Annotated in this window: 21 protein-coding genes; 5 read left to right on the top strand and 16 right to left on the bottom strand. The window is 61.4% G+C overall.

From position 1 onward, the window contains the following. Positions 1–170 precede the first annotated feature (170 nt). The 5 genes from QOM10_RS12725 to QOM10_RS12705 all read right to left on the bottom strand — a co-directional run bounded on the left by QOM10_RS12725 (position 171) and on the right by QOM10_RS12705 (position 7,008). Positions 171–3,269 carry an error-prone DNA polymerase gene (locus QOM10_RS12725; protein WP_316918196.1) on the bottom strand — a complete coding sequence of 1,033 codons (3,099 nt, stop codon included), beginning with the start codon at positions 3,267–3,269 and terminating at the stop codon, positions 171–173. Continuing rightward, positions 3,245–4,660 carry a DNA polymerase Y family protein gene (locus tag QOM10_RS12720; protein WP_316918195.1) on the bottom strand — a complete coding sequence of 472 codons (1,416 nt, stop codon included), beginning with the start codon at positions 4,658–4,660 and terminating at the stop codon, positions 3,245–3,247. The genes QOM10_RS12725 and QOM10_RS12720 overlap by 25 nt, the downstream gene beginning before the upstream one ends. Positions 4,661–4,667: 7 nt before the next feature. Then, complete coding sequence (gene imuA / locus QOM10_RS12715; RefSeq protein ID WP_150752010.1) at positions 4,668–5,285, bottom strand: translesion DNA synthesis-associated protein ImuA; 618 nt, start codon at positions 5,283–5,285, stop codon at positions 4,668–4,670. Continuing rightward, on the bottom strand, positions 5,285–5,902 hold the full coding sequence (lexA, locus tag QOM10_RS12710; RefSeq protein ID WP_316918194.1) for a transcriptional repressor LexA: 618 nt from the start codon (positions 5,900–5,902) through the stop codon (positions 5,285–5,287). The genes imuA and lexA overlap by 1 nt, the downstream gene beginning before the upstream one ends. A gap of 188 nt (positions 5,903–6,090) precedes the next feature. Then, positions 6,091–7,008: a LysR family transcriptional regulator gene (locus tag QOM10_RS12705; protein WP_127927015.1), complete on the bottom strand. Its 918-nt coding sequence runs from the start codon at positions 7,006–7,008 to the stop codon at positions 6,091–6,093. A 103-nt stretch (positions 7,009–7,111) separates the two neighbouring features. Here QOM10_RS12705 and QOM10_RS12700 point away from each other — a divergent pair, with 103 nt between their 5' ends. Further along, a complete protein-coding gene (locus QOM10_RS12700) occupies positions 7,112–8,854 on the top strand; it encodes an amidohydrolase (protein ID WP_316918193.1) in 1,743 nt (580 codons plus the stop codon). Between the two features lie 184 nt (positions 8,855–9,038). Continuing rightward, entirely contained in the window at positions 9,039–9,776 is a 738-nt protein-coding gene (locus tag QOM10_RS12690; RefSeq protein ID WP_150752008.1) for a TorF family putative porin, read from the top strand. A 121-nt stretch (positions 9,777–9,897) separates the two neighbouring features. Here QOM10_RS12690 and QOM10_RS12685 read toward each other — a convergent pair whose 3' ends face one another. From QOM10_RS12685 to QOM10_RS12635, 11 genes are all read right to left on the bottom strand, one after another. After that, positions 9,898–10,176 (bottom strand): DUF971 domain-containing protein, encoded by a 279-nt coding sequence (locus tag QOM10_RS12685; protein ID WP_160039649.1) that lies wholly within the window; start codon positions 10,174–10,176, stop codon positions 9,898–9,900. Continuing rightward, positions 10,173–11,135, bottom strand: coding sequence for a HEAT repeat domain-containing protein (locus QOM10_RS12680; RefSeq protein WP_316918192.1), 963 nt, complete (start codon positions 11,133–11,135; stop codon positions 10,173–10,175). The genes QOM10_RS12685 and QOM10_RS12680 overlap by 4 nt, the downstream gene beginning before the upstream one ends. Further along, the gene (locus QOM10_RS12675; protein ID WP_150752005.1) at positions 11,132–11,980 is read right to left on the bottom strand and encodes an ABC transporter ATP-binding protein; all 849 of its coding nucleotides are present in this window, start codon (positions 11,978–11,980) and stop codon (positions 11,132–11,134) included. Before QOM10_RS12675 ends, QOM10_RS12680 begins: the two co-directional genes overlap by 4 nt. Continuing rightward, on the bottom strand, positions 11,980–12,759 hold the full coding sequence (locus tag QOM10_RS12670; RefSeq protein ID WP_316918191.1) for an ABC transporter permease: 780 nt from the start codon (positions 12,757–12,759) through the stop codon (positions 11,980–11,982). Before QOM10_RS12670 ends, QOM10_RS12675 begins: the two co-directional genes overlap by 1 nt. A gap of 300 nt (positions 12,760–13,059) precedes the next feature. Further along, on the bottom strand, positions 13,060–14,463 hold the full coding sequence (locus tag QOM10_RS12665) for an ABC transporter substrate-binding protein (protein ID WP_316918190.1): 1,404 nt from the start codon (positions 14,461–14,463) through the stop codon (positions 13,060–13,062). Positions 14,464–14,694: 231 nt separating this feature from the next. Further along, the gene (locus tag QOM10_RS12660; RefSeq protein ID WP_003225615.1) at positions 14,695–14,940 is read right to left on the bottom strand and encodes a ferredoxin family protein; all 246 of its coding nucleotides are present in this window, start codon (positions 14,938–14,940) and stop codon (positions 14,695–14,697) included. Positions 14,941–14,967: 27 nt separating this feature from the next. Beyond that, complete coding sequence (locus tag QOM10_RS12655) at positions 14,968–16,698, bottom strand: fumarate reductase/succinate dehydrogenase flavoprotein subunit (RefSeq protein ID WP_160039643.1); 1,731 nt, start codon at positions 16,696–16,698, stop codon at positions 14,968–14,970. Next, positions 16,695–17,447 carry a GntR family transcriptional regulator gene (locus QOM10_RS12650; protein ID WP_038368826.1) on the bottom strand — a complete coding sequence of 251 codons (753 nt, stop codon included), beginning with the start codon at positions 17,445–17,447 and terminating at the stop codon, positions 16,695–16,697. Before QOM10_RS12650 ends, QOM10_RS12655 begins: the two co-directional genes overlap by 4 nt. 210 nt (positions 17,448–17,657) lie before the next feature. After that, positions 17,658–18,626, bottom strand: coding sequence for a Gfo/Idh/MocA family oxidoreductase (locus tag QOM10_RS12645; RefSeq protein WP_316918189.1), 969 nt, complete (start codon positions 18,624–18,626; stop codon positions 17,658–17,660). Between the two features lie 10 nt (positions 18,627–18,636). After that, entirely contained in the window at positions 18,637–19,524 is an 888-nt protein-coding gene (locus QOM10_RS12640) for a Dyp-type peroxidase (protein ID WP_150776054.1), read from the bottom strand. A gap of 244 nt (positions 19,525–19,768) precedes the next feature. Next, positions 19,769–20,866, bottom strand: coding sequence for an AraC family transcriptional regulator (locus tag QOM10_RS12635; RefSeq protein WP_316918188.1), 1,098 nt, complete (start codon positions 20,864–20,866; stop codon positions 19,769–19,771). A 211-nt stretch (positions 20,867–21,077) separates the two neighbouring features. Between QOM10_RS12635 and QOM10_RS12630 the strand changes: the two genes are divergently transcribed. The 3 genes from QOM10_RS12630 (at position 21,078) to QOM10_RS12620 (ending at position 22,749) form a co-directional block, all read left to right on the top strand. After that, complete coding sequence (locus QOM10_RS12630) at positions 21,078–22,025, top strand: transporter (protein ID WP_316918187.1); 948 nt, start codon at positions 21,078–21,080, stop codon at positions 22,023–22,025. A 255-nt stretch (positions 22,026–22,280) separates the two neighbouring features. Then, positions 22,281–22,475, top strand: coding sequence for a stability determinant (locus tag QOM10_RS12625; protein ID WP_095123340.1), 195 nt, complete (start codon positions 22,281–22,283; stop codon positions 22,473–22,475). Beyond that, the gene (locus QOM10_RS12620) at positions 22,408–22,749 is read left to right on the top strand and encodes a type II toxin-antitoxin system RelE/ParE family toxin (protein WP_127930382.1); all 342 of its coding nucleotides are present in this window, start codon (positions 22,408–22,410) and stop codon (positions 22,747–22,749) included. Before QOM10_RS12625 ends, QOM10_RS12620 begins: the two co-directional genes overlap by 68 nt. Positions 22,750–22,766 lie beyond the last annotated feature (17 nt).

The following is a 22,766-nucleotide window of genomic DNA, read 5'->3' as shown; positions in this document are numbered from 1 at the left end:
CCATCATTCGTGACAGGTTTTTTTGACGCCAGTGAATTGGCTGTTCCGGACTTGATCGTTCCCACGCTCTGCGTGGGAATGCAGCCACGGACGCTCCGCGTCCGCTGTGACGCGGAGCGTCACGGGAGGCGTTACCACGCAGAGCGTGGGAACGATCAGATCAGGGCGCGCTAATGGAAATCGCGGCTCTGCACGCGGATGCCGTTGAGCAGCGGGCTGAGGTCGCTCAGGCGCCCGGCGATCAGGTGGCGCACTTCGCCCTCGCGCTCCCAGCGGCCATCGACCTTGAGCAATTGCGAACCGACCAGTACTTGCCGCTGACGCTCGGCCAGATCACGCCAGACCACCACGTTGACGTTGCCGAACTCGTCTTCCAGGGTCACGAAGGTCACGCCACTGGCGGTGCCCGGTCGTTGGCGTCCGGTGACCAGCCCGGCGACGCTCACCGGCCGACCGTGCTCGACGTCGAGCAACTCCTGCGAACTGCGGCAGCGCAAGGCCTTCAACTCGCCGCGCAACAGCGCCAACGGATGCGGCCCCAACGTGGTGCCGACGGTGCTGTAATCGGCATGCAGGTCCTCGCCAACGCTGGGTTTTGGCAGCAGCACTTCCGGCTCCTCCTGACTCGGCAGCCCGGCAAACAGACCCAACTGTTTCTGCACCCCGGCGACTTCCCAGCGCGCCCGATGCCGATGCCCGGCCAGGCCGCGCAACGCCCCGGAGTCGGCCAGCAAGGCCTGCGCCCGACTGTCGAGCGCCGCCCGCTCGCCCAGGTCGGCGACATCGGCAAACGCCCCACTCGCCCGCGCCGCTTCGATGCGCCGGGCATCGTCCTCGCGAAAGCCCTTGATCATCCGCAGGCCCATGCGAATCGCCGGTTGCGCCGCCGTGGTGGTTTCCAGACTGCAATCCCAGTCACTGGCGCGCACGTCGACCGGACGGATCTGCAACTGATGCCGGCGCGCGTCCTGCAAAATCTGATCGGGGCTGTAGAAACCCATCGGCCAGCTATTGATCAACGCACAGGCGAACGCCGCCGGTTCGTGGCACTTGAGCCAGCAACTGGCGTAAGTCAGCAAAGCAAAACTGGCGGCGTGGGATTCGGGAAAACCGTAGCTGCCGAAGCCTTTGATCTGCTCGAAGATCTGCGCGGCGAACTCCGGTGTGTAGCCATTCTTCTTCATGCCGGCGGCGAGGCGTTCCTTGTGCGGCTCCAATCCACCGTGGCGTTTCCACGCGGCCATCGAGCGACGTAATTGATCGGCCTCGCCGGGGCTGTAATCGGCGGCGACAATGGCGATCTGCATCACCTGCTCCTGAAACAGCGGCACGCCGAGGGTTCTTTCCAGTACGACCTTGAGTTCTGGCGACGGGTAGGTTTCCTCTTCTTCCTTGTTCCGGCGGCGCAGGTACGGATGGACCATCCCGCCCTGAATCGGCCCGGGGCGAACGATGGCTACCTCAATCACCAGATCGTAGAACTTCGCCGGTTTCAGGCGCGGCAGCATCGACATCTGCGCCCGCGACTCGATCTGGAACACGCCAATGGTGTCAGCGCGGCTGATCATGTCGTAGGTCGGTTTGTCTTCCGGCGGGATGGTCGCAAGACTCAGATCCTGATGGCGATGACGACGCAGCAAATCGAAGCAGCGGCGGATCGCGCTGAGCATACCGAGGGCGAGGATATCCACCTTGAGCAGGCCGACGGCGTCGAGGTCGTCCTTGTCCCACTGGATGATCGTGCGCTCGGCCATCGCGGCGTTCTCCACCGGCACCAGCGTGTCCAGCGGCTGCTCGGAAATCACGAAACCACCGGGGTGTTGCGACAAATGTCGGGGGAAGCCGATCAGTTGTCCGGTCAGGCTCAGCACCCGGCGCAACACCGGGCTCTCCGGGTCGAAACCACCCTCGAGCAAACGCTCGACTGGCGGCGTTTCATCGCTCCAGTGGCCGCAGCAATCGGCCAGTGCGTTGATCTGATCCGGCGGCAGGCCCAAGGCCTTGGCCACATCGCGTACGGCGCCAGCGGCGTGGTAGGTGCTGACCACTGCGGTCAGTGCTGCGCGACGGCGGCCATAGCGACGGAACACGTATTGCAGGACTTCTTCGCGGCGTTCGTGCTCGAAGTCGACGTCGATGTCCGGCGGTTCGTTGCGCTCCTTCGACATAAAGCGTTCGAACAGCAACGTGGTGCGATCCGGGTCGATCTCGGTGATGCCCAAGGCAAAGCACACCGCCGAGTTGGCCGCCGAGCCACGGCCCTGACAGAGAATGCTCTGCTCGCGGGCAAAGCGCACCACGTCATGTACGGTGAGGAAGTAGCTTTCATAGCCGAGTTCGGCGATCAGCTTCAGCTCCTTGTTGATCTGCCGCAGCACCTTGAAGGGCGCGCCCTTTTTCCAGCGCCAGGCGATGCCTTCCTTGGTCAGTTGCCTTAGCCAGGAACTGGCGCTGTGCCCCTCGGGCACCAGTTCTTTCGGATACTGATAACGCAATTCACCCAGATCGAAGGTGCAGCGCCGGGCCAGATTCACCGATTCGTCGAGCAAGGCCTGCGGATACAACTCACGCAATACTTCGACACTGCGCAAATGCCGCTCGCCATTGGGGTGTAATCGCAGCCCGGCCTCGGCCACCGGCACGTGATGACGTATCGCGGTCATGGTGTCCTGCAAGGCGCGTCGGCCACGGGCGTGCATGTGCACATCGCCGCTGGCCACGGCCGGAACCTGCAACTCGGCGGCCAGACTTAACAACGCCGTCAGCCGCTGCTGATCGTCCTGGCCGCGATGCAATTGCACCGCCAGCCACAGGCGTTCAGTGAAGGTTTGTTTCAGCCAACGGCCCTCCTCCACCTGATCAAGCGAGTCTGGCACCCATAACACCAGCAATCCCGGCAGCGGCTCGTCGAAGTCCTCGCGCAGCACCTGATACTGGCCTTTCTGCGTGCGCCGCCGGGCGCGGGTGATCAAGCCGCACAGCGCTTGATAGCCCGCAAGGTTCTCCACCAGCAGCACCAGTTTCGGGCCGTTTTCGATGCGCACTTCACTGCCAATGATCAGCGGCAGCTCAACTGACTTCGCCGCTTGCCACGCCCGCACAATCCCGGCCAGTGTGCATTCATCGGTGATCGCCAGCGCCTGATAGCCGTGTTTCTTCGCCCGTTGAAACAGCTCAAGGGCACTGGAAGCACCGCGCTGAAAACTGAAGTTCGACAGACAGTGCAGTTCGGCATAACCGTCGCTCATGCAAACCAGCCCTGCAGCCACAACGGACCGCCCTCGCCCACCGCACGATAAGCCCAGCCCTGTTGGCCGGCGCGGTTCTGGATCAGGTAATAATCGCGGCGCACATCATCGCCGTCCCACCAGCCGGACTCGATGCGCTCCGGGCCCATGAGAATCCGCGCCGAACCTTGCGCCACGCTCTGCGGTTCACCGAGCAGCCAGCCCGGACGGTGCACGCTCGGCAAGCCTGCGCAGCGCTGTTTGTCGACGCCGTGCTGCCACGCGCACTCCGGGCGATGATCAGCCTGAAAACGCAGCCCCTGCACGGCGTCATCACCAAGCCGTGCGCGCAGGCGTTCACGCAACTGCTCCCAGGGCAAGGTCTGTTGCGGACGGTCGTCGAACAGTTCCTGAAACTGCGGGACGAAACTCGGCAGGTCCTCGGCGCGCAGACGAAAGCCGCGCACGGGCGCCTCGACTTGCACCTGTTCCAGCCGCCCGCGCGCCAGTTCGAAAAGCATCGCCGGATCACGTTCGGCGCTGAGCAAACCGACCTTGATCACGCTGTCCGGCAGCCCGGCGTGTTCCAGATGCAGGTCGAAACGCTGCACGCCGCTGTCACGCCCGCAGAGGAACGCCGACAGGTCAGCGGTCAAACGGCGTAACGGGAACAGCAAGGCCTGATGCGACTGCACGTCGAAATTCAGTTCGATGCGCACATCGAAGCGATCCGGCGGCAGGTAAAACGCCAGCGCCAACGGACGCGCACCGAACAAGGTGTCGAGGTGTTTGAACATCTGCGCTTCGAAACGCCGCGCCAGCGCCTGACGCGGCAGGCTCTGCACCTGACTGAGGTTGCGCAGGCCCATGCGCGACAACGCCGTGGCCACCGCCGGTTCCAGGCCGACGCGGTCGACGGGCAACTGACCGAGGTGATGCTGCAAAGCCTCGCCGTCGGGCACCACCAAGCCGTCGTAAGCATTGGCCAGCACCCGCGCCGCCACTGGATTCGGCGCGGCGACGATGCGATGACGGAAACCCAGATCGCTCAGTTCCTTGCGCAACCGTGCTTCGAACTGTGCCCAGGAACCAAACAGGCCCAGGCTGGATTCGATCTCGAACACCACGGAACGCGGGTAATGCACGCTGACCTGCGCACTGAAACCGTAGGCCCACGCGGCGAGAAACTGCTGCCAGTGCTCGACCTCGGCAGCCTCGTAATCGGCAGTGACAAACCCCTTGCTCATGGCCTGGGCGGCAGTCATCGACTGGCCGGCGCGCAGACCGAGTTTGCGCGCGGCAGGATTAACCGCTTGCAGCACCCGGCGCTGGGCCGGGCCGCTGAGCAGCACCAACGGTTCATCGGGATCGGGACGCTGACGCAGCACCGCGTCGAGGGCCAATTGCGGAAACAGAATACACACCCAGCGCATGGCGACCTCAGTGACCCACAGCAAAAGCAATTGGCGCTGTACGCGCGAGTCCGCCACGGCACTTGAGCACGCGCAACTGCGCGGGTTTGGCGTCGATGGCGATGCGCAACGCCGCCGGTGACGGATTGACCGCTTCACTCAACGGACGCCAGGCAAATGCCAGGGTCTGGCCGGTTTCTGCCGCCACCTGCAAACGCCGCAACGCGCGGTCATCGGCCTTGTGCGGCCAGCACAGTACGGCGCCGCAACTGCCCGAACGCAGGCACTGTTCCGCCGCCCACAAGGCATCGCGCTCAGTGGCCTGAATCACTGACAACTGGCGCAGATCGACCCCGGCGTTTGCCCACGCCTGCGGGTACGGCACGAACGGCGGCGCCACCAGCACGATACGCTCGCCCGCCGCCGACAACCGCGCCAGCGTCGGCCAGACCAGTTGCAGTTCGCCGACACCGGGGCCGGCCAGGAGGATTTCGCTCAATGCCGCCTCTGGCCAGCCACCGCTGGGCAGGGCCGCGTCCAGCGCGGCATGCCCGGTGGGTTGCGGACTGGCGGTGGGTGGCGCAGGCCGGCCCTTCCAGACCTGGCCGCCATTGAACAGCGTGTCCAACGCAACGACGGCGCCCATCAGCCTTGCCTCACCAGACCGCAGAACACCCCTTCGATGGCCAGATCCTGATCGTCGCGCACGACAATCGGCTGATACGCCGGGTTGCGCGGCAACAGGCGCACTTCTGCGCCGAGCCGTTCGAAGCGTTTGATGGTGACTTCGCCGTCGAGCCGCGCCACGACAATCTGGCCGTTGAGCGCTTCGGGATTGCGCCGCACGCCGACCAGATCGCCGTCGAAGATGCCGTCCTCGATCATCGAATCGCCCTGCACTCGCAGCATGTAATCGGGTGTGCGCGAGAACAGCGCCGGGTCGAGCAGCAAGCGACTATGGATGTCGGCATCGGCGCCAATCGGCGCACCGGCAGCGACGCGGCCGAGCACAGGAATGTCGAGCAGTTCCGGGCGCGGTGCTTGCCCGAGCAGGCGAATACCGCGGGCCTGATGCGGATTAACCTCGATAAACCCGGCTTCGGTGAGCGCGAGCACGTGCTTGCGCGCCACGCTGCGCGAGGCAAAACCAAAAGCCTCGCTGATTTCAGCGAGGCTTGGGGGCTGACCGTGTTCGGCGATTCGATCGCGGATAAACGTCAGGATGGCGGTACGGCGGGGAGTCAGGTTCGTCATGGAGTACATTTGTACTCCTGTAGGATTTTCCTGACAAGCGCCGCAGGTCGGCCCACCCCACGTTGATCGTTCCTACGTTCTTGATCGTTCCCACGCTCTGCGTGGGAATGCCTCTAGGGACGCTCTGCGTCCAGTGACGCGGAGCGTCACGGGCTGCATTCCCACGCCGGAGCGTGGGAACGATCAGTGCGTGGGTGTTAGCCAAGGCCGCGTTCGGCGAGAAATGCGGCGATGTAATCGATGAACGCGACGACCTTCGCCGTGGCTCGCCGATGACTCGGATACACCGCCAGGATGTGCGGGCCAAAGGTATCCGGGTCGATCTCATAATCGGCCATGACCCGCACCAGTCGCCCGTCGGCAATGTACGGCGCGGCGCTCCACAGCGGCGTGTGCAGCAAACCGCGTCCGGCCAAGGCACTGGCCAGCAACAGATCGTAATTGTCACTGCGTAACAGCGGCGCCGTCGGTTGCGCCAGGCTCAAGCGCTGCCCGTCGCGTTCGGCCCACCAGAATTCGCGGCTAAGCAACGGGTGCTGATAGAGCAGCCATTCATGCTGCTCAAGGGTTTGCGGATTCACCGGCAAGCCCTTGCGCGTCAGGTATTCGGGGCTGCCGCACAACGCCAGACGATTGCTGCCGACCACCCGCGCAATCAGCCCCGGCAAGTCATCGTGGCCCTCACGCAACGCCAGGTCGTAACCGCTTTCCAGCAGATTGACGAACGCATCGCACAGGTCCACTTGCAGACTGATCTGCGGGTATTGCTGCAAAAATCCGTCACACACCTGATCGAGAAACGCCCGGCCATACGCCAGCGGCGCAGTGATTTTCAGGCTGCCGCGCAAGCCGTGCTGCAACTGCTCGATTTCCTCGCTGGCCTCGTCCAGCCGCTGCAGCACCAACCGCGCGGTTTCCAGGTACACGCGGCCAATTTCGGTGAGCAAAATCCGCCGCGTGCTGCGCTCGAACAGCCGTGCGCCCAGCTCCGATTCCAGGTGATTGACCGCTTTGGTCAGCGCCGACGGGGTCTTGCCCAACTGCTCGGCGGCGCGACTGAAACTGCCGAGCTGCGCGGTGACCACGAACATTTTCAATGCACCCAACTTGTCCATGCTTTTTCCATTCAGGCAAAAACGTTTTTCGTGAGGGAGGCGTTCTGTCGGCCGGTGTCAGCCACTAATCTCGCCATCAGACGCAATAACAAGGAAATCTTCAATGAAAAGATTCATCCCGAGTCTGTTGGTAGCCGCTGTAAGTTTTGCCTCGATGGAAGCCATGGCCGCCGCCGATCTGATCCTGCTCAACGGCAAGATTTTCACCGCCGACCGCGCGCAACCCAAAGTACAAGCGCTGGCCGTGGAGAACGGCAAAGTGCTGAAAGTCGGCAGCGACGCGCAGATCAAAGCCTTGATCGAACCTGGCACAAAAGTCATCGACCTCAAGGGCAAAGCGCTGATGCCCGGCCTGATCGACAGCCATTCCCACGCGATTTTCGGCGGACTGGAAATGGTCTCGGCGAACATGGAAGACGAAGTCGTCGACCTTGGCGAACTGCAAAAACGCCTGCGCAGCTGGCGTGCAGACGGCAAGGCCAGACACGGCGATGTGCTGAGCATCGCTGGCATGAGTTCGGTTTACTGGGCGCAGGCCGAAGCCTTGGGCAACACCTTCAACAGCGGCGAATGGGCCGATGTGCCGGTGGTGTTCATTGGCAGCGACCACCACACCGCGTGGGCCAATAACGTCATGCTCAAGCGCGCCGGGATTGATGCGGCCCTGCTGAAAACCCTGCCCGACGCGGAAAAAGACACCATCGGCAAACTGGCCAACGGCGAGCCGAACGGCTTTGTGGTCGACGCCGGGTGGGATCGGGTCGCCTCGAAAATGCCGGTACCGAGCCCTGCCGACATGCTCAACGCCGCCAAGTCAGCGGTGCGCTACAACAACAGCCTCGGCATCACCGCGTGGATGGACCCGGCCGCCAACGCCGCACCGGGCGAAGCAGTGTTCGCGCTCAAACCAACCGAAAAAACCGTCGGCGTGCTGCCGGCCTATAAAGCGCTGTCGGAAAGCGGCGACATGAGCGTGCACGTCGCGGCGCTGCTGGTGGCCAACCCGAAAAGCGTGCCGGCCGACCTCGATACGCTGGACAAGGTGCGCCAGCAATTTCAGGGCATCCCCAACCTGACGCTGCCCGGGATCAAGATCTTCGCCGACGGCGTGATCGAGTTCCCGGCGCAGAGCGCGGCGATGATCGACCCCTACAGCAACTCGCACAAACAGGGCGAACTGCTGATCGATCCGCAGCATTTTGGCGAACTGGTCAGCGCCATCGATCAGCGCGGCTGGCTGGTGCACATCCATGCGATCGGCGACCGCGCGGTGCGTGAAGCGCTGAACGGCATCGCTCAGGCACGCAAGGATCGCCAGAGCGGCGTGACCCACTCGATCACTCACCTGCAAATGGTCAACCCAAAAGAGTTCGCCCGTTTCAAACCGCTCAACGTGATCGCCTCGATGCAACTGCTGTGGGCCAGCGCCGACGACTACACCACCGACATGATCAAGCCCTACGTCAGCGCCCTCGCCTTTCGCTATCAATATCCAGCGCACTCGTTGCTGAAACAGGGCGCGACGATTGCCGGCGCCAGTGACTGGCCGGTGTCGACGCCGAACCCGTTCAATGCCATGGCTCAGGCGATTACTCGTGTCGGCCCGTTGGGTGTGCTCAATGCCGACGAGCGTCTGGACCGCGACACCATGTTCTATGCCTACACCGTCAACGCGGCGCGCACGATTGGCCTGGAGAAACAGATCGGCTCGCTGACGCAGGGCAAGCAAGCCGACTTTATCGTGCTCGACCGCGACGTGTTCAGCGTCGACAACAAAGCCCTGCATGACACCCAGGTCCTGCAGACCTGGTTCGGCGGCCGTCAGGTCTACACCGCCGCAAAATAACAACACTGTTCCCCTGTGGGAGCGAGCCTGCTCGCGAAGGCGGCGTATCAGTCGCCATCAATGCTGAATGAACCACCGCTTTCGCGAGCAGGCTCGCTCCCACAGGGTCTGTGAGGGTGGTCGAAATCGAATCCCCCCGCAGTTCTCTTTCTGCCCAAAAATAATCACAACATCGGGACTTCACATGAAAGCCTTGCCCCTGTTCGCCCTGAGTTTTTTCAGTCTGCTGCCGTTGAGCAGCCAAGCGATCCCCTTGAACGATGACTTTGCGCTCGAGGTAGACCTGACCCTGGCCAGCGATTACCGCACTCGCGGCATCTCGCAAACCCAGAACGACCCGGCGGTGCAGGCCGGTCTGACCCTCGCTCACAGCAGCGGTCTGTACCTCGGCGCATGGAGCTCCAACGTCGATTTCGGCGGCGGCCTGAAAACCCGTCAGGAAGTCGATTACTACGGCGGCTGGCTGTGGCAGGCGACCGAGGATGTCAGTCTCGATCTGGGTTACATCAAGTACGCCTACCCCAAGGAAAGCCAGTTCAATCAAAGCGAGGTCTACGGGATTCTCGGGGTTTATGGGGTGAAGCTGGCGGCGTATTACTCCAGCGATGCGCCGGGGATCGATAGCAAGCAGAGCTCGCTGTACAGCTACATCGGTTATGAAACCGAGTTGCCGTTTGATTCAGGTCTGAAGCTGCGTTACGGCAATATGGATTTCAAGGATCCGCATTTGTACTCGGCGTCGGGGCAGGCTGAGGACAGTTATCGCGAATGGGAAGTCAAAGTCACCCACAATCTGGCCGGCGTGGTGCTGGGCCTTAGCTACATCGACACTAACCTGTCGCAGAGCCAGTGCCTGAGCAACTGGGGTTTCAAAGACGTCTGCACTGCCACCGTCGTCGCCAGCCTCAGCAAATCCTTCTGAAAATACACTGTTCACCTGTGGGAGTGAGCCTGCTCGCGATAGCGGTGGATCAGCCAACATCATTGTTGAATGACACACCGCTATCGCGAGCAGGCTCACTCCTACAGGGGATTGTGGTGTATCAGGAATTGAGGTTTGCCAGATAGGCCCACGGGTAGATGCCGCGCTGGTGGCCGTCGCTGAACACCAGTTGCACACCGTAGCCCTGCGGGTTGAGTTCGATCAGGCGTACGCGGTCATCGACCATGGGCGTCATGCCTTTGAGGCGCAACGCGCGGCATTGCGAGCACGGGCACTGGCGGCGCAGTTCGGCATGGTTGAGCTGCTGTTCGCGGCCGTCCGGCCAGCTCAAGCGCAAGGTGCCTTCGCTTTGCGAATTCCCCACCGATAGCGGATTCATTGCAGTTGACTCAAGGCGATGCGCACGGCTTTGCGCACTTCCGGGTCGCCGTCGTCCTGCGCGGCCTGCAAGGCAGCGACGGCACCACGATCATTCAATTCGCCCAAGGCGAGTGCGGCTTCCTTGCGCAGGTTGCTGATGCGATGGCCGAGGGTGTCGATCAGGGCGTCCAGCGCCGGGGCAAATTGCAAACGGCCGAGGCTGCGAGTGGCGCGCAGGCGTACTTGCCAGTAGTCATCGCTCAGCGCTTCGACCAGCGCCGGGCCGGCGTCGCGGTGGCCGACTTTGCCCAGTGTCGTTGCGGCTTCTTCGCGCACTTGCCAGGCGTTGTCCTGCAAGGCCTGGCGTAGGGCCGGGAGGACTTCAGCGCTGGAGGCCAGGCCCAAAGCGCCGGTAGCAGCCCGGCGGACTTCGGTGTCCGGGTCGGCGCTGGCCAATCGGGCCAGGGCGGGCAACGCGTCGAGTTGCTTGAGCCAGCCGAGCACGCCCACGGCTTCACGGCGAACGTTGGCGTCAGCATCGTTGAGTGCGGCGACGGCAGCCGGTGCGGCGTCGGCGAAACGCAATTCGCGCAAGGCGCGGAACGCGGCGATGCGCACGCTGACGTCGGCATGATCGGTCCACGGCAGAATCACCCGCCCCGCTGCTTGCGTCTTGAGCAGACTCAAGCTCTGCGCAGCAGCGGATTGCACGGTGGGCGACGAGTCGGTCAGCGCCTCGCACAAGGCCTGCACAACGTCTTCATCCTCCCAGGCTTCCAGCAAACGCGCGGCTTCAGCGCGGACGTCTTCAGCGGGATCCTGGCCGAGGCGATCGACCAGCCAGAGCAAGCCATCGGGCTCCTCCAGATCTGCCAGATCAATCAGCGCAATACGCCGCACGCCAGCATCTTCAGCAGTCAGGCGCGGTTGCAGATCGAGAATGTCTTGGTTATCGGTCACAGCAAAAATAGAGGTCATAGGGCAAATCGCGGCAAAGGGTTTTCGGGAGGCAGGCCGAGCGGATTGAGGCGCGGCAGCGGTCGGTCATCGTCGTGGCGCAGCAGATCGAGGCAGTGGCGTTTGAGGCGCGAGAATTCAGGACTGGTGACCAGTTCGCTGGTGCGTGGCCGGGCGAAATCCAGGCGCAAGTCTTCGATGATTCGCCCCGGTCGTGCGCTCATCACCAGCAAGCGGTCGGCGAGGAACAGCGCCTCGTCGATGTCGTGGGTGACGAACACCACCGTGGTGCGGATCCGCGTCCAGATGTCCAGCAGCAGTTCCTGCATGTTCAAACGGGTGAGCGCATCCAGCGCGCCGAACGGTTCGTCCATCAGCAACAGGCGCGGGCGATTGACCAGCACACGGGCGATTTCGACGCGTTGCTGCATGCCGCCGGACAGCTGATCTGGCCAGCGTTCGGCGAAACCTTCGAGGCCAACCAGTTTGAGGATTTCGTCGGCGGCGCGATGCCGTTCAGCCTTGCCGATGCCGCGCATTTTCAGGCCAAAAGCCACGTTGTCGCGCACCGTGCGCCACGGAAACAGCGTGTGATGCTGGAACACCATGCCGCGCTGCGGCGACGGCCCGGACACTTCGCCGCCATCGACTTTGAGACTGCCGGCATGAGCGCTCAGGTGCCCGGCCAGAGCGCCGAGCAGGGTCGACTTGCCGCAACCGGACGGGCCGAGAATACAGACGAACTGGCCCGGTTCGATCTGGCAATCGAGTTCGCGCACCGCTTCGAAGGCTTCCTTTCCCTGCCCAAGGACGATGGACAACTGGCGAATGTCGATCCGCCCTTCCGGGGTTTGCATCACGCTCATCAGGCTTTTCCTCGCGGTCGATGCCAAGGCGTGAACAACCCGCCCAGGCGTTTGATCAGCAGACTGCTGCCCATGCCCAGCACGCCGATCAGGAGCATGCCGACGATGATGTCGGCGTAGTTCTGAATGGTGTAGGACTCCCAGGTGTAGTAACCGATGCCGAACTGGCCGGAGATCATTTCCGCCGTGACCAGACAGAACCACGAGGTGCCCATGCCGATCGCCAGCCCCGTGATAATGCTTGGCGCCGCGCCCGGGAGGATCACTTCCAGCAGGATCGCCCGGCGCCCGGCCCCGAGGCTTTTCGCTGAGGCGATCAGCCGTGGGTCGACGCCTTCGACGCCGTGCACGGTGTTGAGCAGGATCGGGAACAGCGCGCCGGTGAAGGTGATGAAGACCATCGACAGTTCCGAGGACGGGAACATCAGGATCGCCAGTGGAATCCATGCGACGGCAGGGATTGGACGCAGGACTTCCAGTGGGGGCAGCAGCAGGTCTTCGGCCCATTTTGAACGGCCGATGGCCAGGCCGAGGGCGATGCCGATGACTAGCGCAGCGAGGTAGCCGGCGAAGACGCGGCTGAGGCTGGCGGTCAGGTGTTGCAGGAGCTTGCCTGAGTCGCCGAGGCCCAATGCGGCTTCGATGACGGCCAACGGTGTTGGGACGTTGGCGAAGGTGACCAGGCCGAGGTTCCAGTGGTGGCTGGCGGCGAGTTGCCAGAACAGCAGGCAGAGCAGCAGTGAGGCGGCTCTTGATGTCCAGCGGATGGGTGTTTTCATGGAGCGGGTTTCCAGTTCTGGATCTGTGTTGTGGCTGAGAATTACCCCCCTCACCCCAGCCCTCTCCCCCCAAGGGGGGCGAGGGGGAAAGGGAGCAGATCTTCATGGTTTTCAGAACCTGAGCTCGGCTCAAGCAGGAGCCGATCTTCATGGTTTTCAAAACCTGAGTTCGGCTCGACAGATTCTTTTCAAAACCTGAGTTCAACTCGGTATTTCAGGTCGGTGTACCTTGCCCAAACAACTCGGTCAGTCCCCTCTCCCCCCGGGAGAGGGTTAGGGTGAGGGGCTCTTGATCTTCTATCAGCGCGCAGCAACTGCCTGGGTAGTGGCATCGCTGAAGTCGAAAACCTTGCCACCCTGCGCCGAGGCAAATTGCTGAGCCTGCCCCTTGAGCAGGAAAGCACTCAGCCGCCCTTTCGCATCACTGGCAAACCACGCCTGCTCGGCGAGCAACTTGATCCCGCTGTCACTGGCCTGCGCATACACCGCACGGACGTTTTTGCCTGCCTGCTTCAACGCGGCCAGCGCGGTAAACGCCTCTTCCGCAGACGCGTACTGCCGCACTTTGTCCTCACCACGCACCCAGATTTCCGCAACATGACTGAAGTCAGTAATCGCTTTACCGGTCGCCGCATCCGTCGCCTGCAACGGTGTCTGCGCGTAGTTGGCCAGTTGCGCCGTGTAATCCAGGTTCGACGCCTTGAACGCCGCACGAATGTACTGATCGTCGACAAAGGTATTCAGATCGAGCCCGCGATCAGCCTTCTTCAGCAGCTTCAACGTATCGATAGCCGTACCAACCGCCTGACGATATTCCGGCTTCCAGCTCAGGTCGCGGGACTGCACGCCGAGCGGGCCGTGGAACAGATAATTCACCTCGGCGTCGACACCAGTGACTTTGGCGATCAGTTCGCTGTACTTCTCAGGCTCGGCGGCGAGCAATTGACTGGCCTCGATGCTGGCGCGCAGGTAAGCGACGACAATCTCCGGGTACTTCTTCGCATACGCCTGATCCACCAGCGCACCGTGGAAAGTCGGCGCATTGGCCTGAGCGCCGTCGTAAATCTTGCGGGCGAAACCACGGCTCGGGAACAGCTCGGCGAACGGCACAAAATCGGCGTGGGCGTCGATTTTGCCGGCCTGCAATGCCGAGCCGGCGACCTCCGGCGGCTGGGCGATGATGTTGACATCCTTGAGCGGATCCCAACCCTGTGCCGCCACCGCACGCAGCAACATGCCGTGGGCGGTGGAGGCGAACGGCACGGAAATCGTCTTGCCCTTGAGCTCGCTCAGCGACTGCACGCCAGACGCGCTCGGCACGACGATGCCGTTGCCGCTGCCCTTGATACTCCCCGATAACACGCTGATGAACAGACTGTGCTTGCCGGCGGTTTCAAACGCGACACCGTTGAACGCACCGGGGAAATCGGCCATCGCGCCGAAGTCGAGTTTGCCGGCGACCATCTCGTTGGTCAGCGGCGCGCCGCTGGTGAAGTTCTTCCACTGCACGTCGTACTTCGCGTCTTTGTAGGCGCCGTCGTGGGGCAGGTATTTGTCGAGCAGGCCTAGCTCACGAATCAACAGTCCGCCGGCGGCGCAGTTGATGGTGGTGTCCTGGGTGCCGATGGCAATGCGGATGGTTTCGGCTGAGGCCGACAAGGTGAACGAAGCCAGTACCAGACCGGCGATTGCTGCACGCAACATGGTTGTTTCCCCTCGAATCATTTATTTGAGTTCGTCTCCGCCGCGATCAGGGCGCGGTGGGAAACGAGGGGTGTTCGGTGAATCCAGCGTCCGGGGTTCACCGGATGGCTTTGGGTTGTCACACATCCAATGTAGGAGTGAGCCTGCTCGCGATAGCGGTGTGTCAGCTAACACATCTACATCTGACCCACCGCTATCGCGAGCAGGCTCACTCCTACAGGGGAAAGCGTTTCAACGCAGGAGATAGGGGATGTCGACTTTCACGGCACCCGTCGGACAATCCTTTTCGCACGGCATGCAGTACCAGCATTCATCGAACGCCATGTAGGCCTTCTGCGTTGCCGGGTTGATCGCCAGCAAGTCCATCGGGCAAACGTCGACGCACACGGTGCAGCCCTTTTCGGCGATGCATTTGTCCTCGTCCACGGTGACGGGGGCGTTGGAGCGGAAGAAGATTTCCTGAGCTTGATAGGCCATGGTCCGGACTCTCTTTTTAGTGGTGCATCAAGCGGCGAAAGCGCCGACCCGCAAACGGTCGTATGCCTGCATTTCTTCAGCATCGAGCGGGATGATGTAAGGCTCGACGGCTTTCTTGAAACTGGTCATCTGGCCGTCCTCGCCCTTCTTCAGGTGGCAATGGCAGAACCATTCGCTGTCGTTGCGCTGCGGGTGATCGACGCGATAGTGGTACAGACCCCAGCGGCTTTCGGCGCGGAACAACGAGGCGCGCGCGGCCATTTCGGCGCAGTCGCGGATCACGCTGGTTTCCATCGCGCGCATCAGTTCGTGGGCGTTGTTGGCCTTCATCTGCTCGAGATCGCGCTCGATGTCGCTGAAGCGTTGCAGGCCGATCTGCATCTTCTTGGTCACTTTCGGCGGTTGCAGGTAATCGTTGACGAAACGCCGCAGCTTGTACTCGACCTGCGCCGGCGGCAGACCGTGTTCGCGATCCAGCGGTGCGTAGACCCGGGCCTTTTCCTTTTCGATTTGCTCGGCATCCAGCGCGGAAAACTCGCGGCCGGCGACAAAATCTGCGGCGTTATGCCCGGCGAACCAGCCGTAGGTGAAGGCACCGAGCATGTAATTGTGCGGCACAGCGGCCATGTCACCCGCCGAATACAAGCCTTTCACCGAAGTCTCGGCGCGTTCGTTGACCCACACGCCGGACGCCGAGTGACCGCTGCAAAAACCGATTTCGGAAATGTGCATTTCGACCATTTGCGTGCGGTAATCAGTGCCGCGATTGGCGTGAAACTGGCCGCGACTCGGGCGCTCGTTGCTGTGCAGGATCTCCTCGATGTTCTGGATGGTTTCTTCGGCCAGGTGATCGAGTTTGAGGAACACCGGACCGTTACCGCTCTCCAGTTCCTGGTGAAACTCCCACATCATCTGCCCGCTCCAGTAGTCGCACTCGATGAAGCGTTCGCCCTTGTTGTTGGCGGTGTAGCCGCCCAACGGGCCGGTGACGTAGGCGCAGGCCGGGCCGTTGTAATCCTTGATCAGCGGGTTGATCTGGAAGCACTCGAGGTTGGCCAGTTCGGCGCCGGCGTGATAGGCCATCGCGTAGCCGTCGCCGGCATTGGTCGGGTTTTCGTAGGTGCCCATCAGGTAGCCCGACGACGGCAGACCGAGGCGCCCGGCAGCGCCACAGGCGAGGATCACCGCTTTGGCCTTGATCACATGGAAATCGGCGGTGCGGCAATCGAAGCCCATCACACCGTTGACGGTGCCCTCCGCGTCGGTCAGCAACCGCGTGCAAACCAGGCGATTGGTGATGCTCACCCGTGCGCGTTTCAACTGGCGATACAGCACTTTTTTGATGTCGTGCCCTTCCGGCATCGGCAGCACGTAGGCGCCCATGTGGTGGACCTTTTTCACCGCGTAATCGCCGGTTTCGTCCTTCTCGAACTTCACGCCCCAGCGGTCGAGCTGCTCGATGGTCTCGAAGCTGTGGGTCGCGTAGGCGTAAACGGCGGCCTGATTGACGATGCCGTCGTTGGCGATGGTGATTTCCTTGGTGTACTGCTCGGGCGTCGAGTGGCCGGGGATGATCGCGTTGTTCAGGCCGTCCATGCCCATGCTGATCGCGCCGCTGCGTTTGACGTTGGCCTTGTCGACCAGCAACACGCGCAAGTCGCGGTTCTTTTCCTTGGCCTTGATCGCGGCCATCGGGCCGGCAGTGCCGCCGCCAATGACGACGATGTCGTATTCCTGTTCGAGCACGTTGCGGGTCATGCCTGCTCCCCTTTTTGCCGGTCGATCCGCAGGCGGTACTGGAACGCATCGCCACGGTAGTAAAGGTGTTCGAAGTCCAGCGGCTGGCCTTGCGCGTCGTGGGTCAGACGCTCGATGCGCATGATCGGCGAGCCGGCCTCGACGTTCAGCGCCTGGGTCAGGTCGCTGTCGGCGAGCACTGCGTCGATGGCCAGATCAGCGTGGCCGAGGGCAATGCCGCAGTCGTTTTCGAGGATCAGGAAGATGTCGCGAGTGACCAGATCGGCCTTCTCCAGGCGCTCGCCGACGGCTTTGGGCAGGTAGGTGATTTCCAGCGAGATCGGCTCGCGATTGATCAACCGTACACGTTTGATCTGCGCGACGGTCTCGCCTTCGGCGACCTGCAAACGCTCGGCGACGCGTTTGTCAGCCGGGATGAATTTGAAGCTGCGCAGGCGGTTGATCACCTCGTAACCGCGCCCGGTCATCGACTCGGCGAGGCCTTGCAGGCTGCTGACGTTTTGAAAGGTTTTCGGCTTGGCAACGAAGGTGCCTTTGCCGTGGATCTTGAAGATCAGCCCTTCCTTTTGCAGATCGCCCAAGGCTTGGCGCACGGTGATGCGGCTGACTTTGAACAGCGCACCGAGTTCGCTTTCGGAGGGCATCTGGCTGTCTTGCGGGTATTCGCCGTCGAGAATCCGCGCACGGAGGACGTCGCGCAGTTGGGTGTGCAGAGGAACGCTGCTAAGGGAGAGAACGTTATCGGTCATCACGGGATCACTTGTTATAACGAGTTATGACGTGATCTTAGAGTTGTTATGACGAGGTTGAGAAATACCGAATGGGCATAACCTTAGATACTTCACACGATCGCTTTTTGTAGGAGTGAGCCTGCTCGCGATAGCGGAGTGTCAGACGCCGAATTCGTATCTGATACACCGCTATCGCGAGCAGGCTCACTCCTACAGGGGAATTGTGTGCTACTGGCGTTTGAGGATCTGGTCCATGACCCAGTCGGTCTTGAGGGCTTGTTCGGCGACGGCGGGATGTTGTGAATCACCACGAATGTGCGCATTCATGCCCAGCACGTGATGCCACTGAATGTGTTCGTGATGAGGGATTTCCAGGCTGATGGTTTCATCGGTATGCAACTGCACCGGATGCTCATCAAACACCGAAAAGCCGATCCGCCCAAGGCTGCCGATGATCTCGACCCGATCCTCCCGCCGATCCGCGACAAAGCTCCAGCAGCCCATGCCCAGCGCTCCGGAAGCGAACCGCCAACTGGCGCTGACCGCATCTTCCGCCGCATACAACCCGGCCTGACGTGCGGTGAATCCGGCGACCTCGACAATGTCGCCGAGCAGGTACTGGAACAGATCAAAACCATGGCTGGCCAGATCAGCGAAGTAACCGCCACCGGCCACCGCCGGATCGGTGCGCCAATTGTCGCGCCCCTGCAGATCCGCCGGCGACGGTGCCTTGGTCAATGTCCAGCTCAGATGCCGAACCTCACCAATGCGCCCCTCCTCCAGCCATTGCCGCACCTGCGCAAAACGCGGCAACGAACGGCGATAGTAGGCAACGAACAAATGCAAACCGGCATCGGCAAACGCCTGCTGCATCTCGCGGCTTTGCCCGGCATGCAGCGCCATGGGTTTTTCCACGCAGCAATGTTTGCCGGCAGCGGCAACCTTGAGACTGTAGGCGTGGTGGCTGTCGGGTGGCGTGGCGATGTACACCGCGTCCACCTCAGGGTCGTTGATCAGCGCATCGACGTCGGTGTAAACCCGCTCGATGCCGTGGCGCGCGGCATAGTCAGTCACGGCCTCAAGGCGTCGGCCCATCACCGCCACCAACGCCGAACCGGGCGCCTTGTAGAAGGCCGGGCCGCTCTTGCGTTCAGCGACGCTGCCGCAACCGATCATGCCCCAGCGCACCACGTTCATGTCTCTTCCTTTAGCCGATGCGCAAGGCGCGCAGATCGAGGTGACCGTCCTTCAGCGGCGGGCACCAGTAATAGCCGCCAGTGATCGGCCGGCTGATGCGATACAGACCATCGGTGATGCCGTCTTCCAGGCCGCTCATACGGCGCAGTTGTGCTTCGAAGGCATCCAGCGAGAAGCCGAAAGCGAGGAACATCAGGCCGGCACGATCACCTTCGATCCACGGCATCGAGCGACGCACAACGAACGCTTCCGGCGCGAAGCTTTCCTGCGCGGTGCGTTTGACGTGGGCGGAGACTGGCGCGTCGTCGATCTCTTCGTTGTCACTGAGGCGACGGCCCATGATGTTGTCTTTGTCGTCGGCCGAAAGCTTGTGGAAACCCTTGAGGTCGTGCTGCCATTGCTGGATCGCGGCGAAGCTGCCGCCGACCATGCCGTCAACGCCTGCGCTTTGCAGGGCGGCCGCGATGGCGGCTTCGTCGTGCGGGTTTTCGGTGCCGTCTTCGTAGCCGGTCAGGTCGTGGCCGTCCTTGTGGCGGAAGGCTTCCTGCATCTCGACCAGACGCAGGGCCGGGGCCAGTGCGGCTTCGAGGGCGTTGCAGCGGTTGAGCAGTTCACCACGGTCGACGCCGTGCAGCCACACCCACAGCGCGTGCTGGGTCGACGGGTTCTCAACGCCGACACCCGTCATGGCCGGGAAGCTGCGCAGGCCGTCGATCTGCACGTTGAGGGCCTTGGCCAGGGATTCACCAAAACCGACCACTGCCGACTTGCCGTCCACCTGATTCATCAGGTTGTCGATCGCCTGTGGCAGTGCTTCAACCGACTCAAGAGCGAAAAACAGGTGACGTGCTTGCGCAGGAACTGGGGTGGCGAGAATGCCCGGCTGGTAGTAACTCATGTGAACTCCTTGGGAAAGTGCGCGGGAGTTTACCTGTGGCCGGAGGGTTTGTGTGGGTTTGGATGGAAGTCAAAAGCCCCTCACCCTAGCCCTCTCCCGGGGGGAGAGGGAACTGATTCGGGGATATTGAAGAGCTACGCCGACTTGAACGTGCATCAGTGAATCCATAATTTCAGGTCAGTGCATGACTCAAGACAACTGCGGTCGGCCATCATTCTCTCAAGTCCATAATCGGCACAATCTTTCAGGTCGATGCATGACGCAAGACACCTCGGTCGGCCCCCTCTCCCTCTGGGAGAGGGCTGGGGTGAGGGTTAGCGTCATTACGCCAGGCGCTAGGGCTCAGCCCCGTCCAGCGCTTGAACGCCCGGCGAAAACTGCGCACATCGCTGTAGCCGACTTCCTCGGTAATCCGCTCAATCGGCATATCAGGATTGGCCAGCAAACTCAGGGTCCGCGCCTGCCTCACCTGCTCCAGCAAAGCCTCAAACGTCAACGCATGCTCGGTCAGCCGCCGGCGCAAGGTGCGGCTGCTCATATTCAAATCGCCAGCAATCTTTTCAATGTGACTGCCGCTACTCAAATCCCGCGCAATCGCCCGTTCCACAGCCTGAATCAAATCAAGTTTCTGATGCACCTGCGCCGCTTCCAGCTCCAGCAATGCCACCGCCTGACGCAACGCCAGCGAATGATGATTGGGCAGGTGCACGTCCAGCCATTGCGCATCGATCAGCATGCGGTTGTGCAGGCAACCGAAGCGCACGTCCGGCCCGAGCAGGCGCTGGTATTCGCTGAGGTAATCCGGTGCGGCATGCACAAATTCCACGGCAATCGCCTTGAACTCACCCCCCACCAGCGCGCGGCCATACACCAGCAAACTGGCGAAGAACTCCTCGACCGCAAACACCTGCACATCGGCGAATGGCAAGCGACATTCTGCATCGAGATGCACCTGAGCGCCGACCACATCAACACTGGACACCACAATCCCGCCCGAGGTGTGTTGATGACGAATGCCTAGCGCAAAGGCATCACGCAAGGTCTTGCACAGCGACAACACATGCCCAAGCAGACCCAAAGTACCGAGTACATTCTGCGCGCCGACCCACAATCCCAACCCCTGGTTGGGCAGCACTTTGAGCGCGCGCTGAATCATCGCCACGGCTTGGCGATAGGAAATCCGCTGCGCCGGATCCTGCAGATCCTCAAGGGTGAAACCCAGCCCACGGCACAGGCTCTGGGGATCGATGCCTTTGCTCTGCGCGACTTCGGCGAGGGTTTGCAAAAGAAACGGCGAGACCAGCGCCAGTTCAAAGGTCGGGTCTTGGACTTTTACGTTCATGGGGGCTGACATTCCGGATCACGCTTGATTGTTATTTTTGTAACCGGTTATGTCGAAGGAAGTTAGCACAGGGTGCGCGAACTGTCCGCAGATGCCCCCCTCGGTGTCCGCCAATACCCTGCCCCAACGTACGCCAAACGCTTATTTCTAGCGTACCGGCGCTCCGAGCGACCGGTACCAGGTCCCAATCACAATAATAATGAGGACAGTCATGAGCCAGAACCGTGCAACATCCTTCTTGCCGCTCGCCCTTTTCATCGCGGGTTGCCCTCTGACGTTGCCCGCCCTGGCCACCGAAGCCGGCGTCGACAACATCGGCACCGGCACCGACGGTTTCTTCATGCTGCCGCTGGAAGTCGACAGCCTTCCGCAGAACATGGTCGCGTTCAACCTCTACTACAACCATTACAAATCGACCAAGCTCAACATCAGCTCGCTGGGCGGCAAGGTGCCGAATGTCGAGATCGAATCCACGGCCGTGATTCCGCGCCTCGATTATTTAAGCCCGGTGCGCGTGTTCGGCGGACGTCTGGCCGGGTACATCGCCCAGCCGTGGTTGAAGCAGGAAGTCTCGGTGTTCGGCTTGAGCGACACCCGCGAAGGCATGGGCGATACCACCTTCGCGCCGATCATTCTGTGGGACATGGGCAAGAACCTGACCCTCGGCGCCGCCGTGGAAGTCACCGTGCCCACCGGCGAATACAGCGTCGATCGACTGGCCAACACCAGTAACAATTTCTACACGTATAAGCCGCTGTTCTCGTTCACCTGGCTGCCGACTGAACGCACCGAAGTCTCGATGAAGACCACCTACAGCTTCAACGAGAAAAACAAGGACACCGACTACAAGTCCGGGCAGATCTTCCACTTCGATTATTCGGCCAGCTACAAGATCACCGACGACCTGATGCTCGGCATCAACGGCTACTACCTCAAGCAAACCACCGACGACAAACAGTTCGGTCATACCGTGCAGTTCGCCGGGCAGGACGTGAATGACGGCGTGCGCGGCAAAGTGTTCGCGATTGGCCCGGCGCTGCACTTCACGTTTCTCAAGTACGCCAGTGCGGAGATTCGCTGGGCCAAGGAGTTTGATGTGGAGAACCGGCCAGAGGGGGAAATGTTGTGGGCGAAGGTGAGTATTCCCTATGCGTTCTGAGTGCATTTGTAGGAAAGCGCACCTGGATTTGTAGCCTGAAAACCTGAAAAACGCATGGGTGGAATACGCCTACAGCGGCGGTCGAGATTACCGGACAACAGGGGGAAACGTCTGGCAGATTTAAAGGGTGCGCTTGCAGATACTGGGCTCCGTTATCCCATGGTTGCTCAAGGGCTCATGGGGTGCATCGTCTGCCAGTGACGACAATGGACCATGTCCCCCCTTAAACTGCCGAGATTGATCACGGAGATCACTATGAGCATATTACTTTCCCCGTTTTACTCTGACTTCGAATCCGAAGAAGAGGCCGAGAGCTACGATCGCTGGTTTCGTGCAGAGGTACAGGCTGCACTCGATGATCCTAGCCCTGGTATTCCCCATGATGAGGCTATGGCGATGCTCGACCAGATGCTGGAAGAGATGCGCAGGAAGCGCCGCTCTGCTGCTTGAATGGAGCAGCAAGTCCTCGCGTCAACTGGCTGACATCTTCAAATACATCGAGCAACACAACACCAACGCTTCAATTTCGCTAAGACACAAGGTTGGTGCGGCAGCACAACGGCTTTCATCAATACCTTACGGTTACCGACCTGGCCGAGTGCCTGGTACTCGTGAGATGGTGATTCATCCGAACTATCTTCTGGTCTATCGAGTGAATGGGCGCATCAGAATACTGAGGGTGCTTCACGCCCGGCAAAAATACCCTTCAACTTCGTCAACATAAAAAAAGGGCGACCCACC

The sequence above is a fragment of the Pseudomonas sp. P108 genome (assembly GCF_032613195.1).
Taxonomy (GTDB): Bacteria; Pseudomonadota; Gammaproteobacteria; order Pseudomonadales; family Pseudomonadaceae; genus Aquipseudomonas.
This window is presented reverse-complemented; position numbering and strand designations above follow the sequence as displayed.